The sequence below is a fragment of the Campylobacter concisus UNSWCS genome (assembly GCF_000466685.1).
In the GTDB taxonomy this organism is placed as follows: domain Bacteria; phylum Campylobacterota; class Campylobacteria; order Campylobacterales; family Campylobacteraceae; genus Campylobacter_A; species Campylobacter_A concisus_A.
On the sequence record NZ_ANNG01000031.1, the window covers coordinates 80,607 to 96,358 of the forward strand.

6 protein-coding genes and 2 tRNA genes are annotated in these 15,752 nt (G+C 41.1%); 7 read left to right on the forward strand and 1 reads right to left on the reverse strand.

Features of this window, described 5'->3' with window-relative positions:
- Positions 1 to 28: 28 nt before the first annotated feature.
- The gene (gene gpmI / locus UNSWCS_RS07550) at positions 29 to 1,492 is read right to left on the reverse strand and encodes a 2,3-bisphosphoglycerate-independent phosphoglycerate mutase (RefSeq protein ID WP_021087964.1); all 1,464 of its coding nucleotides are present in this window, start codon (positions 1,490 to 1,492) and stop codon (positions 29 to 31) included.
- Between the two features lie 79 nt (positions 1,493 to 1,571).
- On the opposite strand from gpmI, the gene mraY reads away from it, so the two are divergent.
- The 7 genes from mraY (at position 1,572) to UNSWCS_RS07585 (ending at position 15,691) form a co-directional block, all read left to right on the forward strand.
- Complete coding sequence (mraY, locus tag UNSWCS_RS07555) at positions 1,572 to 2,636, forward strand: phospho-N-acetylmuramoyl-pentapeptide-transferase (protein WP_021088029.1); 1,065 nt, start codon at positions 1,572 to 1,574, stop codon at positions 2,634 to 2,636.
- 3 nt (positions 2,637 to 2,639) lie between these two features.
- Complete coding sequence (locus tag UNSWCS_RS07560; protein ID WP_021087961.1) at positions 2,640 to 3,158, forward strand: hypothetical protein; 519 nt, start codon at positions 2,640 to 2,642, stop codon at positions 3,156 to 3,158.
- Between the two features lie 4 nt (positions 3,159 to 3,162).
- Complete coding sequence (gene murD, locus UNSWCS_RS07565) at positions 3,163 to 4,380, forward strand: UDP-N-acetylmuramoyl-L-alanine--D-glutamate ligase (RefSeq protein WP_021087957.1); 1,218 nt, start codon at positions 3,163 to 3,165, stop codon at positions 4,378 to 4,380.
- Positions 4,381 to 4,502: 122 nt separating this feature from the next.
- Positions 4,503 to 10,331 carry a TonB-dependent receptor gene (locus UNSWCS_RS07570; protein WP_021087997.1) on the forward strand — a complete coding sequence of 1,943 codons (5,829 nt, stop codon included), beginning with the start codon at positions 4,503 to 4,505 and terminating at the stop codon, positions 10,329 to 10,331.
- Between the two features lie 339 nt (positions 10,332 to 10,670).
- Positions 10,671 to 15,377 carry a hypothetical protein gene (locus UNSWCS_RS07575; protein ID WP_162142146.1) on the forward strand — a complete coding sequence of 1,569 codons (4,707 nt, stop codon included), beginning with the start codon at positions 10,671 to 10,673 and terminating at the stop codon, positions 15,375 to 15,377.
- A 116-nt stretch (positions 15,378 to 15,493) separates the two neighbouring features.
- Positions 15,494 to 15,569, forward strand: a tRNA-Phe gene (locus UNSWCS_RS07580).
- A 31-nt stretch (positions 15,570 to 15,600) separates the two neighbouring features.
- Positions 15,601 to 15,691: transfer RNA gene (locus UNSWCS_RS07585), tRNA-Ser, on the forward strand.
- Positions 15,692 to 15,752 lie beyond the last annotated feature (61 nt).

The window sequence follows — 15,752 nt, forward strand, 5'->3', positions numbered from 1 at the left end:
CTTATAAATTTTGCTTATATTATCAAATTTAAAATAACGCCTCGTCCATTTCAGCTGGAATTTCAAGCCCCATGAGCTTTAAAACACTAGGCGCGATGTTGTTTAGGCCGCCATTTTTTAGCTCTTTAACCCCATCAGCCATCACAAAGCAAAAGACGTCATAGGTCGTGTGATTTGTCAGTAGCTCGCCTCTGCTATCACGCATCTCTTCGCAGTTTCCGTGATCGCTCGTGATGATCATAGCGTAGTTTTTCTCTTTTGCCTTGGCATAAATTTCTCCAAGAGCCCTATCCACCGCCTCAACTGCTTTTATAGCGGCCTCGTAGTTACCAGTATGTCCCACCATATCGCCATTTGCGAAATTTACTACGATAAAGTCTTGCTCGTCCTCCATGCCCTTTAGCACGGCTTTGCAAACCTCATCAGCGCTCATCTCTGGCTTTTCGTCGTAGGTTTTTACTTTTGGACTAGGGATAAGCACTCTCGTTTCGTTGCTAGCTAGCTCCTCAACGCCGCCATTAAAGAAAAATGTTACGTGGGCGTATTTTTCAGTCTCAGCCGTGTGAAGCTGCCTTAGTCCAGCCGCTGCTATGACCTCGCTTAGGGTGTTTTTTATCTTTTCATTTTTAAATAGAACTTCAAATTTAAAATTTGCGTCGTATTCGGTCATGGTGATTAGATTTTTGATAGCAAAAGGTCGCTCAAACTCGCTAAATTTCTCCTCGCCAAGAGCCTGGCAAATCTCTCTTGCTCTATCATTTCTAAAATTTATTACGATCACGCCGTCATCTTCGCCCATGCCACTAAAGCCATTAAAGCTTGCTGGCTTTACAAACTCATCTGTCACGCCCTCATCGTAGCTTTTTTGTAGATACTCAATTGGCGATAAGCTGCTTAAATTTGCTCCCTTTACCAAGCTATCATAGGCCTCTTTTACGCGCTCCCAGCGTTTATCTCTATCCATCGCGTAAAATCTCCCGCAAACCGTCGCTACCTTAAATTTAGCCTCTAAGCTTTTTATGAAATTTAGACCGCTATTTGGGCTAACGTCGCGTCCGTCGGTGATAGCGTGGGCAAAAACTTCGCAGCCATTTTTGCTAGCAAGCTCGCACATGCCGTCAAAATGCTCCATGTGAGAGTGCACGCCGCCATCACTATAAAGCCCTATGACGTGAATTTTTTTGCACTTTTTAAAAAGAGCTTTTAGCGCTTCATTTTCTGCTAGCGAGCCGTCATTAAAGCCGCGTGAAATTTTGACCAAATTTTGATACAAAACTCGACCGCTTCCTATGCACATGTGCCCTACTTCGCTATTTCCCATCTGCCCCTCAGGTAGCCCCACAGCGTTTCCAGAGGTTTTTATGAGTGAGTTTGGAATTTCTTTAAAAAATTTATCGTAGTTTGGCTTTTTGGCCGCCTCAAATGCGTTAAATTTGCCGTTTTTGTTTGAACCAATGCCGTCAGTTATTATAAGTATAGTTTTTTGAGCCATTTTTAAATTTTATCCTTAAATTTAGATAATTTTTAAGGCCATTATACTAAAATTGCTTTTTTTTAAAATAAAGGCCCCTATGTTTTACTATATCTATGAAATTTTAAATTTTAATATCTTTCAGTATATCACCGTTCGCGCTGGCATCGCGTTTTTCATAGCATTTATCTTGACAGCTTATCTGATGCCTAAATTTATCGCTTGGGCAAAGGCAAAAAACGCCGCCCAGCCTATATACGAGCTCGCCCCACAAACTCACCAAAAAAAGGCTAAAACGCCGACCATGGGCGGACTTGTCTTTGTCTTTACAGCCGTGATCGCTACGATCATCTGCGCTAGGCTTGATAACGCCTTTGTGCTAGTATCGCTCTTTTGCCTAGTTTGCTTCACTCTGCTTGGCTACAAGGATGACTACAGCAAAATTTTAGGTGCGAAAAACCACGCTGGTCTAAGCCCAAAGGCAAAGCTCTTTTTTCAGTTTTTCATCGCCTTTTTACTAGCAGCCTTTTTATACATCAGCAAAGAGCTAAACACCGAGTTTTACCTGCCATTTTACAAGCAGCCGATCTTTGACATGAAAATTTTTGCCATTTTCTTTTGGACGCTAGTCATCGTCGCAGCCTCAAATGCGGTAAATTTAACAGACGGACTTGACGGACTTGCCGCCGTACCATCGATATTTTCGCTTCTAACTCTTGGCGTTTTTGCCTACATCTGCGGCCACGCTGTCTTTAGCTCGTACCTACTTTTACCAAAGATCACAGGCGTTGGTGAGAGCGTCGTCGTAGCCTCTGCGCTAATTGGCTCACTCATGGGCTTTTTGTGGTTTAACTGCCATCCGGCCGAGGTCTTTATGGGTGATAGCGGTAGCCTAAGCGTTGGCGCATATATCGGCTTTATGGGCGTTGCGACCAAAAACGAAATTTTGCTCATCATCATCGGCCTCATCTTTGTCGTTGAGACGCTAAGCGTCATCTTGCAGGTGGGTAGCTTTAAAATTTTTAAACGCAGAATTTTCTTAATGGCGCCTATACATCACCATTTTGAGATAAAGGGCTGGGCGGAAAATAAGATCATCGTGCGCTTTTGGATCATCGCGCTTTTAGCAAATTTGATCGCACTAACCGCGCTAAAGATCAGGTAGATCATGCGAGCGCAGATAGAGCCTGACTTTGAGAGTGCTAGAAAAAAGTATGATGAAATTTTGGAGCAAATTTTAGCCTATACCGACTATTGCGACGAATTTGGCGATGAGGACGGCGAAGAGTACCGCAAGGTAGAGCAGCGTCTAGCTAAGATAAGTGGCAAGGATATGAGTAAATTGAGCCTGCATGAGTGGTGGGAGGCTGAAGGCGCTGAAAATCTAGCCTTTGATATCGCTTTACCAGAGCCAAAAGTGGTGCCAGATATAACAAAAGACGAGCTTAGCGAGATCGTGGAGCGCATGTTGGCGCCTGTGCCTGAATTTGATGATGATTTTTTAGAGGCATTTTATGTAAGAGTAACATTTGCTTGCAAAGGCGCTTATTTTGCAGAGTTTTTGAAGCTAAATTTTGCCAAAACATTTAGCTTTGAGCTCTTTGAGCGCCGCGAGATAGAGGGCGTGATGCGTGAGCTTAGCGCTAACGAGATAATAGAAATTTTATGGGGCAAAAAAAGAGGATAAAAGCATGAGAAAATCACTATTTGGCTATGGTGGCACGACAAAGGCGATCGCTAAAAACTTCGTAAATAACGGACTTTGGGACATCTACGATGATAAATTTAGCGAAATTTCTAAGGATGAGTTTGGCAACGCTCTTTTACCAGTTAGCGAATTTGACCCAGCAAAAAGCGGCCTAGAGATACCAAGCCCAGGCATCCCGCCTCACCACGAGCTTATCAAAAAAGCTAAGAATTTAATCAGCGAATATGACTATTTTTATGAAATTTACAAGGCGCATCTGCCATTTAACGTCTGGATAAGCGGCACAAACGGCAAGACGACGACCACAAAGATGATGCAGCACCTACTAGAGAGCAAAGGCTCAGTCATGGGCGGAAACGTCGGCATCGCACTAGCAAATTTAGACCCGCACGCTAAAATTTGGATACTTGAGACCAGCTCATTTACCCTGCACTACACAAACCGCGCAACACCTGGCATCTACGTGCTTTTGCCGATCACTCCAGATCATCTAAGCTGGCATGGCAACATGAGCGAATACGAAAAGGCAAAGCTTAAGCCGCTTGCTAGCATGAGTGAAACTAGCGTGGCGATCGTGCCTGAAATTTACGCTAAAACGCCTACAAAGGCCAAAGTGATCGCCTATAAAGATGAGAGCGACTTGGCTAAATTTTGTGGTGTAAATTTAGGCGATATAGCCTTTAAAACGCCATTTTTGCTTGACGCACTGCTAGCACTGGCGGTGGAGAAAATTTTATTTGACCGCTGCGATGTGGGGCTTTTAAACACCTTTGTTATCGAGGCAAACAAGCTTGAAGAATTTACTGATAAGATGGGTCGAACCTGGGTAAATGACACAAAAGCGACAAACATAGATGCTAGCATTCAAGCCGTGAAACGCTACGAAGATCACTTCATGCACCTAATCTTAGGTGGCGACGACAAGGGCGTTAGCATGGATGAGCTATTTGAGATTTTAAAGGATCTTAAGGTTAAAATTTACGCCATCGGCTCAAACAGCGACAAGCTTATGAATTTAGCTGCTAAATTTAACGTGCCTGCCCTAAAATGCGACTTTTTGCAAAACGCTGTAAATGAGATAAGCAAAGAGCTTAAAAGTGGCGAGATAGCGCTTCTAAGCCCAGCAGCTGCGAGCCTTGACCAGTTTAAGAGCTACGCCGAACGAGGAGATAAATTTAAAGAGTTCATAAGGGCTCTTTGATAGCTTTTAAAAAAATCACTCTTGTTATTTTTTTAGTTTAGATAAAAATTTATTTTTTCTTATATAAAAATTTAGTAAATTTTTCCGATATTACAATACACACATTTTACAGGGATGAAGAAATGCCAAATTTTGACGCCATAAGGATCGGCGTTATCAAAAAGATCAAGGGTGAAGCCATCGCCATAAGTAGGGACGGCACTATGAGGGTGCTGCACAAAGGCGATGAAATTTACCTTGGTGATGATATAAAAACGAGCGAAAACTCGAACCTTACCATTGTTTTTGATGACGGCGAAAAGGCTTATGTCGGCTTTAGCTCGGTATTTCACACAATAAATGTCTTTGCTGAGCATAAAGGCGAGCTAGTCATCCCAAAAAACGCAAACATCCTTGAAAATCACAAAGAACACGCAAATGACGATGATCAAATCTCCCATCAAGAGCCATCTTCTCACAGCTCATCACCGCACTATTTCGCCTCTGCTAGCAGTGGTGGCATCAAATTTGAACTAGGTGGCCACTACTCAAATATCTACGACTTCTACACTGGTTTGCGCGCTCTTGAAGCGAGGCACGACGAGGTCAAATGGCCAGTTGGTGGGACTATAAAAGGGGCATTTTATAGTGCTAAAAGCACTATAAACTCACAACCAGAGCCAAACATCGTGCTAAATTTTAACCTCACAAGCGATACTGGCGAGAAAAAAGGCTTTTTAGGAGGAGCTCAGCTAAACTCGCTACCAAAAACTCCTGATGGCAAAAAGATCATCACAAGCATAGACGCCCATATCCCAGAAGTTGCTAAAAATGGTGACATCATCACGATAAAGACAAATATGAAAGGTGGTGGCAAAACTAGCAACTACAAAGTAAATACGATAACAAACGAGCTAATCCCAGTTGATAGCACCGGCACGCCCACTGGAGCGCCTCCTATACCTATCGTAAATGGCAAAGCAGAGATCACTGGGGTTGAAATTTTAAACCATGGCAAAACGACTGTGACAAGCTCATACACCACTGGAGGCAGGACATTTACCGCGCCGCCAACTACTTATGAGCTAAACGACACGCCAGCTATCTCAAAAGTGACAGCCACGCTTGATCTTGATAAAAATGGCGACGGCGTGATAGACGCGACCGAGCTAGGATATGGCAGTGGCACGCAAACTAGTGGCATGAAATTTATAGTGCCTGACGAGCTTAGCACTGGAGATAAGATCACGTTTAAGCTAAATGAACCAGGCAAACTACTAGTAGAGAAGAAATTTACGCTAGATAAAGAAAATGGCACGGCTACTGACGAGGATGGCAATACCTATACATTTACGACCGATGAAAATGGCGCGGTTAGCTTTAGCGTGCCAAATATCGCAAACATCACAGCAGGAAGCAGCATAGAAACTGGCGTAGTTGATAAATTTGGCAACGTCTCAGCCACAAGTACTACACCAAGCAGCAATGTAAGTGACACCGTCAAAGTGACGCTAACAGCTGATAAAAACGGCGATGGGCTAATAAGTAGCGACGAGATAGGTGACGGTACTTCAAAGGTTGAGATAAATTTACCTCGCACTATAAAACCAAAAGAGAGCGTCACTATAAACATAGGTGGCTCGCCAAAAGAATTTGTCGTAAGCGACGATGGCACAAGCGTTTATGATAAAAATCACCCAAACGTATTTATACCAATAGTTAATGGTAAATTTGAAGTGCCGGGCGTAAGCGTGCCAGTGACACCTGGCTCAAGTGTATCTATAAACACAACGGTTAATGACGAGCATGACACGCCAAAACCAAATGGCACAAGCAACCAAACCACCCCAAGCGTCGTAGTAGCTCCACCTCCAAAATCAGCCAAGATAAGCTTTGCAGACGATAAGCCAGGATCAGATGGAAAACCTGATGGAAGGCTTGATACTTCAGAAAATAGATACGATACTGGCGACCCAACTAAAACAGATGCCTACATCAAAATTCCAAGCATCATAAAAGAAGGCGATAAGATAGCCATCGATGTCACCAACCCAGACGGCAGCAAAACGCACAAAATTTACACATATACTAATGGCAAGATAATCGCCCCTGATCACAATGAAGTGCCACTAAATGATGGTAAATTTAAGATCACAGTGCCAATAGAGCATGGCAAAACCACAAGCATAACGACGACCATGATGGACAAGGCTGGCAACAAAGGCGAGAGCGACACAAACGAGATAAAATTTAGCGACAGCCCAGTGGCGAAATTTATCAAAGACGCTGACGGAGATGGGCTCATAGATGACACCACTGGAACCATAACGACCTCTGATGTAAAGGTCTATCTCCCAAGTAGCGCAGTGCCAAAAGATGAGCTAAAGATAAGTATCCTAAACCCGCTTACCAACAAACAATCAACCGTGAGCTACATCCTAGATGATGATGGCGTGCATATGATAAACAAAAAAGACCCAAGCGATATAAAAGTGATAAGTGACGGCGCTATCACCATACCAGACGTGACGGTAAGTAGCAAGCGCCCAACCTTAGTCGATGCGACCCTTATAAAAGATGATGGAAGCGCCATCTCTGGCACATCAAGCGGCAGGCTATTTGCCTTTGGCGTGCTTGATTATATAGACGATATAAAGCTTGTTACAAAGATAGATAATGCTGATATCCACTCCGCAAAATACCTAAACGAAGAGGACTACGAGCACATCATCTCGACAAGCCAGTATGAGTCAAATTCGACCCAAAAGATAAACTACAACATCGCTCTTACAAATGACGAACAGCCATACATTAAATTTGGTATAAATAAGCCCGATACCACAAGTGACGGCAAAGGCTACGTACTAATCGAGATAAAAGATGAAAACGGAAATATAAGTGATAGCTTTATAGCCAAGATCGAGAATAACACCGTCATAGCAGACTTTGAAAAAGCTGGCAAAAAGCTAGATAGAACGCACCATATCATAGACGCCACCTATGTGGGAACTGACGGCGTGCCTCAAAGAGATGATAACCTAACTATCACAGTCGATCTTGACTCAAAGCCTGATAAGCTAATAGAATCTGACTTTGACAATATAAAAAACGGCTCTGGCAACTACGCTATAAATTTTAGCGGCAAAGGCGAAGCTGCAAACAACCCACACGATGAAAAATCAAAAGATGTAGAGGTCATAGACGCTGAGACATCTGAGAAGACGACACTGACACTTGATAGAAATTTAAGCTACTCTGGAAGCTTTAACGTAGCACAAAATACTGGCAGCAAAAACTACATAGTAGAAAGACTAGATGATGCGGGAAATTTAGCCGTTCAAACCGTAACTATGGTGGCAAACAAAGGCCTTGATGTTGATATGTGGTTTTTTGACTGCACAAATAGAGAATTTATGGATATATATCCAGAAGTAACAACCCATATACAACATCCTTATGGACCAATCTATGATAGAAAGGATCTTAACGACAACAAAGCAGGATATGGATACCACGTAGCTAACCACTATACACAGTGGATGGAGTGGGCTGGCGTTAGTGCAACTACTACTTATAATGAGCTTTCTTTTCAGGGAGGTAAAGACTGGGAATTAAGCTCAACAAGACCTCACAAAGAAGAGCTAAATATGGACGATATGGCAAAAGTGGGTCACTCTCCAGATGCAAAGGATACCGATCACACTGGGGCGCATTACAACCTAAACAAAACAGGAAACTACGTCCTTGAAGAGGCAGAGCCTGTAGGAACTGATCTGATTATGAAAATGAAAGGTTGGATATATATAAAAGAAGATGGTCAATACAATATAGCAGCAAAGCACTTTCAAGATATGGTAGATGTAAAAATAGCAGATGAAAGCTTTGGAAAGTGGGCGTATTGGTTTGGTTCAGGAGATAATGGTCCTCATGGACAAACTCATCCTTATAATCTAAAAAAAGGATTTTATAGGATAGAGGTTGATTATGTCGATAGAACAAAAGACACATTATTAGACATAATGATAAAGAAAAGCTCACAAAACCCTAGCGACTATAAAATCATAGGCTCACAAGGAAGCGGCACGCACCTTTTTAGTGATAGCTATGTAAAAGCCCTACATGATAAAGGATATGTTAGCGATGAAAAAGATGGTCTTATAGCTGGTAAAAAAGGATATAGAAGTTTAGTAAATCAAGAAAAAGATACAAGCAAGCCAGCAAAATATTTTGGTGATGATGCGGATGATTTCAATAAAGTAATACATCTAAAACACAACACAGACGCTCTTGAAGGTAGCAACCTAAACGATGTCTTTATCTATAACGGCAAGAATATAGACGCAAAAGGTGGCGTTGATAAGCTGATATTTGTTGAAGATATAGACCTTAGTGAAGTAAATAATCTAAAGGATAAACTAAAAAGCTTTGAACGCCTGCAACTAGGCACAGAGAGCCAAAACGTTTCAATCGCATTAAACGCAAAGAGCGTTCTTGACATCATAGACTCAAAAATGACAAAGATAACAGAGGGCGAATACTCAACCTTAAGAACTATACCTGGAACAGAGAGTGTAAATACAGTTTTAAAGATAGCAGGCAAGGATGGAGATATAGTAAAGCTTATAAATTCTGGAGTTAATAAATTTGAATTAGCAACGAAAGAAGAGGTAACTTTACTAAACTGGAAGCATAGCAAAGCCATAGGGGATAGCTATAACAAAGTAGAAATAGATACACATGGGCATGCAGTAAATCACGTCTATAAAGGCACATACGTAAAAGATGGCGAGTTAAAGACATTTTTTATTGAGATAGACAAAAATGTCAAGATCGTAGCGCAAGAGCGCAACTACGACGATACCTTTACATATAATGCTGCCAAACCTATAGATGCAAAAGATGGAGTAGATACGCTCATCTTTACAGCAAATACCGACCTTAGCAATATAGATGTAAAAGATAAGCTAAAAAGCTTTGAGAGGGTGCAACTAGGTAAGGATAATGAAGCGGTTGCACTCGCTCTAAATTCAAAAAACATAATTGACATCGTAGGTTCAAAAGAGACCGCCACAACTATCGAAACAAGCGGCACGAAAAAAGAGATACAAGGCACAAAAAGCATAAATACAGTCTTAAAAATAACAGGCGACGAAAGTGATGCAGTAAAACTCATAGGAAGCTTCTCAAAAGCAACCGATGAGGAAGTAACGATGCTAAACTGGAAGCACAGTCAAGTTGCGGGCGATGAATTTAACAAAGTTGAAGTCACAGATAATAGCGGCAGCAAAACCTATCCTAACCATAGCAATGTCACTTATAACGCAAGTGCAAATGCAACGATACATGGCATGGATCACGCGGTAAATCAAGTCTACAAAGGCACGTACACTGATGGAACTAGCACAAAAACATTTTTCGTTGAGATAGATAAAAATATCAAGATCACTCACGAGGGAGATGATCAAAACAATACTTTTACCTACGAAAGCAACAAGATAGACGCAAAAGGCGGTGTTGATACGCTCATCTTTACTGAAAACATCGATCTTAGTAGAGTAGATGATCTAAATGATAAACTAAAGAGCTTTGAAATTTTACAGCTTGGTAGCAAGAGCGCTCAGGCGGTCTCCATAGGACTAGACGCCAAAAGCGTGCTTGATATCATAGACTCACAAGTAACAGATGGTGGCTTAAAAAGCGTAAATACCGTGCTAAAGATCAAAGGCGACAATAACGACAAAGTAGCGCTAGAGGGTAAAGGCACTATTTTTACGCAAGCAACAGATAGCGAAGTGGCGGCACTAAATTTAAAGCATAGCGCTTCAGGTGATACACACAACCAAGTGGCGATTGATGGTAGCGGACATGCGCTAAATCAAGTCTATAAAGGCGTATATGGTAGCGGAGCTGGCGCACAAACATTTTTTATCGAGATAGACAAAGATGTAAGTGTAGTAAATTTGGTGCATTAGATCTTTTAAATTTAAAGAAATTTTTGCTACTTCTTAACTTAATGAACATTTAAGCTAAAATCATAAAATTTAAACTTTATGCTCTAAAATCCGCTTTTTTGTGCCATTTAGCTTAAATTTCATAAACATCACTAGAAATAATGCTTTATAGATAATAATTTTTATCATATACTAAAATAAAATTTACTCTAAACAATATCTATAAATTGCCTAAAACAAGGCAAATAAAGCTAAATTTAATCAATTATAAATATATCAAAGCCTTTATATAAAACTTAAATAAAATAATTAATCTTAAAACTATAAACTTTTAATGAAATTTGTCGATTTAAAATAAATTTGAAAATATCACAAAGGGATAAAGTGCATATCGTAGCCTTAAAAATAGCCATCGTTAAACAAATAGTAGGCGAAGTCATAGCCATCTCACCAGATGGGAGCACAAGAGTGCTTCGCAAAGGCGATGAGATATTTTTAGGCGATATCATAAAAACAGCTGTCGATGCCAAAGTAAGGATCGTTTTTGATGATGGAGAGGTCGCAAATATCGGCTTTAACTCTACTTTTAGGACAACAAACGTCTTTGCAGAGCAAAACGGCGAGCTCGTCATCCCTGGCTTACAAAAAGATGAAAAAGATGCAAAACACGAAGATAGCGAACATGAGAGCAACATTCACCACGGCGGATCAAATTTATCTAGTCAAGCATCGCTAAATAACGCAGGTTTTAGCAAAAGCGGTCACTATACAAATATCTTTGATAACGTAAAGCACGCACTACGTGAGATCATAAATTCTGAAAAGTTTTTTAACGCCCCAGTCTCAACCATAAAAGGTGCGCCAGCACAAGCTACAAAACCAAGTGTGCCATTTATCGATAATGTCCCTAAATTTTTCCTCGAAGCTGACACAAACAAAGATGGTCTTTTAGATAAAAACGAAATTTTAGCTTCACCTGAAACGACAAAACACTGGAACAAATTTTACACTCCTGTGGTTGTCACTTTGCCACCAGCTGCAAAAGATGGCGACATCATCAAGATAAAAAGTGGCTCGCAAACTCTAAAATATAAGATCGATCTTACAAGTAGCGAACTCGTTCAAGTAGATGATAACGGATCGCCAGTGCCAGCACCCACCTCAACCCCAACAGCACCTACCTTCATCTCAGTGCCACTTGCTAATGGCAAAGCAAAGATCCCAGATGTCGAGATCCCAAATGGCAAGCCTATAGATATCGCTGTAAATTTAGTTGATAAAAACGGACACGAAAGTGGTTCAAATTTAAAGATTGAGACAAATGACGTCCCACCAGCATCAAAAGTAAGCGCGACACTTAGCATAGACAAAAATGGCGATGGCGTGATAGACGCTACCGAAATGGGCGTAGGAGAGGACTCTGTAAAAACTGATGTGAAATTTCTAGTGCCTGACGATATGAAAAGTGGCGACAAGATCAAGTCTATAGTCACAGACGCAAACGGCGACACGGTTACTAAAATTTACACCATAAACAAAGCAAACAACACTGCCACCGACGAAGCTGGCAATGTCTATCCACTAAAACCAAATGGCAAAGGCGCTATGGAATTTGACGTGCCAAATGGTGCCACTATCACGCCAGGCACTGTGATCAAAACTCAGTTTATAGACCGCTTTGGCAACGAAGGCGTGATCAAGCAAAAGCCAAATACCATAAGCAACAAAGCCGAAGCGACACTAAGCGCTGATACCAATAACGACGGCGTTATCAGCAAATCCGAGCTAAAAAATAGCGAATCAAGCGTAGATATCCATCTACCAAACACTATGAAGCCAGGTGAGAGGGTAAAAGTCACCATAGATACAGGCAGTGGCACACCAACGCCAAAAGAATTTATCCTAAGCCCTGATAAAAAAAGCGTCTATGACCCAAATGATCCAAGCCATACACCTATACCTATCCAAAATGGTAAATTTGTAGTCCCAGGCGTAAAGATACCTATCAGCGAGGGCACAAATGCCACTATAAAAACTGAAATCACCAAAAACGATGGCACAGTAGAATCCAACGAAAATACCGCAGCTACTGACATCACACCACCTACAAGATCAGCCAAGATAGAATTTAGCAAAAACCTCCCAAATGTAGATGGCAAGAGCGACAACAAGCTTGATACATTTGAAAATGGCTACGGCAACGATAGCGACAAAACTGAAGTAGCCATAAGTATCCCAACTCAAAGCAAACCAAACGAAAAGATAAGAGTAGCCATAACAAACCCAGATGGAAAGATAGAAACAAAAGAATTTACCATCGGCGAAAATGGCAAGGTCATAGCACCTGATGGCAACGAGATAGACGCAAGCAGTGGGAAATTTAAGATCAACGTTCCTATCAAAAATGGCGCAAAAACCAGCATAGACACAACAGTCATAGACGAATTTGGCAACGAAGGCGCAACTGACAGCCAGTTTATAGTATTTGACGACAAGCCAAAGGCTAAATTTATAAAAGATATAGATGGCGACGGGCTGATAGACGGCACAAACGGCGTCACCATCACAGGTTCAGACGTCCTAGCCTCTATCCCAAGCACAGCCAAAGTAGGCGACGAGCTAAAAGTCTCCGTGCTAAATCCAAATACAAATAAACAAGAGATAAAAACCTACATCATAAAAGAGGCAAAACCAGGAGAAACTCTCACCACATACGAGAAAAAGCCAGACCCAGACATCGAGTATGAAGCCAAAACCAAAACACTTACAGACGAATACATCAAAGTAGTAAATAAAGATGATCCAACAGATGTTCAGCTAGTAAATGGCAGTCGTTTCTTGCTCAAAGATGTGCCAGTAAATACCAGCAAGCCAACCCTTGTTGATATAGACCTTGTAAGAGATGGCACCAAAATTTTCACTGGCTCTTCTAGTGGTAGATTGTTTAAATTTGGCATTCTTGACTATGTGGATGACGTTAAGCTAGTTACCTCAGTAGATGGCGGAGCGAGCAACCCAGCCAAATACCTACTCGAAAAAGACTTCGAGCACATCATCTCAACAAGTAAATTTGACGATACATTTAACGAGCGCATAAACTACAAGATCGCTCTTACAAACGACGAAAGTCCGATGATCAAATTTGGTATCGCGCAAAAAGATACAGACATAGCCACAGGCGGAGATGGTGGCAAGGTGCTCATTGAGGTAAAAGACGAAGCTGGCGTTGTAAAAAGTAGCTTTTACGCAAATATCAAAGATAATGTCGTAGTAGCTGACTTTGAAGCAGCTGGTGTAAAGCTAGATAGGGCGCACCACATCATAGACGCTACCTATGTAGATAAAAATGGCGTAGAAAAACGCAGTGAAAATTTAACCATCGCAGTTGATCTTGATGCGACGCCAGATGGACTAAAAGAGCCAAGCTTTGGTGGCTCAAAGTCTGGCTCAGGTCAAAGCTACAAAGTAACCTTTGGCGGCGAGGCAGACGCGCCAAACAGAGCAGAAGACAAGACATCTATAAAGGTAGATGTCGTTGATGTAAATAACTCATCTAAACAAATTTTGCCACTAACTGACCTAAAATATGAAGGCGAATTTCTAACTACACTAACCAGCGGTAGTAAAAATTTCATCGTCAAAAGGCTAGATGACGCTGGTAATATGTCAGTCCAAACCGTCTCAATGATCTCAAACAGCGGCCTTGATGTGGATATGTGGTTTTATGACTGTGCAAATAAAGATTTTAACAACTATTGTAGGAGCAAAGGCTGGATAAGAGGCGGAGACAATCCAACTTACATTGGTGGCTGGGGACTTCATGTAAAAAATCACTATAGTGAATGGGCTGACTGGACAAACGTAAGTGCTACCACAACTTTTAATGAAGTGACATTTAGATCAGGTCAGGACTGGCAATTATCAGAAACGAGACCAAAAGTAGGCGAGCTAAATATGAAAGATATGGCAAGAGTAGGTCACTCACCAAACGCAAGCGACACCGATCACAATAATACAAGATATAATGTAAATCACACTGGAAACTACATGCTACTAGAAGCAGAGCCAGTAGGAACCGATCTCATAATGAGAATGCAGGGTTGGATATATATAAAAGAGACTGGAACATACACTATAAAAGCTAGTCAATATGAATCAGCTTTTAGTATAGATATAGCAGGTCAAGGTTTTAAAAATAATACATGGGCTGGTGATCGCAATAAAAGTCAAAATTTCACCCTAGAAAAAGGCTTTCATAAAATAAACATCCAATATGTTGATGATGATAGAGATGTAAATTTAGATGTTGCTATAAAAAAGGCTGGAGAGAGCGACGCTAACTATAAGATCATAGGCTCTGCTGGCAGTGGCACACATCTTTTTAGCGATAACTATGTAAAAGCACTAGAGCAAAATGGCTTTATAGATCATGAAGCAAATAAATTTCACAAGATCATCCAAAGAGATGGCAAATACTACGGAGATGATACAAACGATTTTAATAACATTGTGCAGTTAAAACATGACGCAACAGAGACCGTAGGAAGCAACCTAAACGATGCCTTTGTCTATAATGGCAAGCCAATGGATGGTAAAGGCGGCATAGATACTCTCATCTTTGTTGATGATATCGATCTTAGCAAGGTTAGTGATCTTGATAAAAAGATAGAGAGCTTTGAGCGCATACAGCTAGGCACGAGCGACCAAGCGGTCTCCATAGGACTAGACGCCAAAAGCGTTCTTGACATAGTCGACTCAAGGGTTACAAAGATAACAGGCAAAGCTGGCACAGAAAATATCAACACAGTGCTAAAAATCTTTGGCGACAGCGATGACATAGTAGCCCTAAAAGGCAAAGGAACTACCTTTACACAAGCAACAGATAGTGAAGTAACAATGCTAAATTCAAAACATAGCGTTATCGGAGATGAATATAACAAAGTAGCAGTTGATGCAAGTGGTCACGCTGTAAATCAAGTCTATAAAGGCGTATATGGTAGCGGAGCAAGCGCACAAACATTTTTTATCGAGATAGATAAAGATGTAAGTGTGGTAGATTTGCATTAAATTTAACGTTATTAGGCTATAAATTTATAGCCTAATTTTAAAAATAAAGCATTTTTTGGATTTTTAAACTTAGTTTAAATATTTAAAATGTATAATCCAATTTCTTTTATCAACGTGGTTGGATAGCTCAGTCGGTAGAGCAGCAGACTGAAAATCTGCGTGTCGGCAGTTCGATTCTGCCTCTAACCACCATTTCTTTTTCATAAACTTTTTTCATGGACACGGACAGATGGGTGAGCGGCTGAAACCACACCCCTGCTAAGGGTGCAGCTCTTAATCGGGGCTCGAGGGTTCAAATCCCTCTCTGTCCGCCACAAACCCAAAAAATACGGCATTTAACAACAAATTTATAAAATAAAAAAATCCCTATGCCGA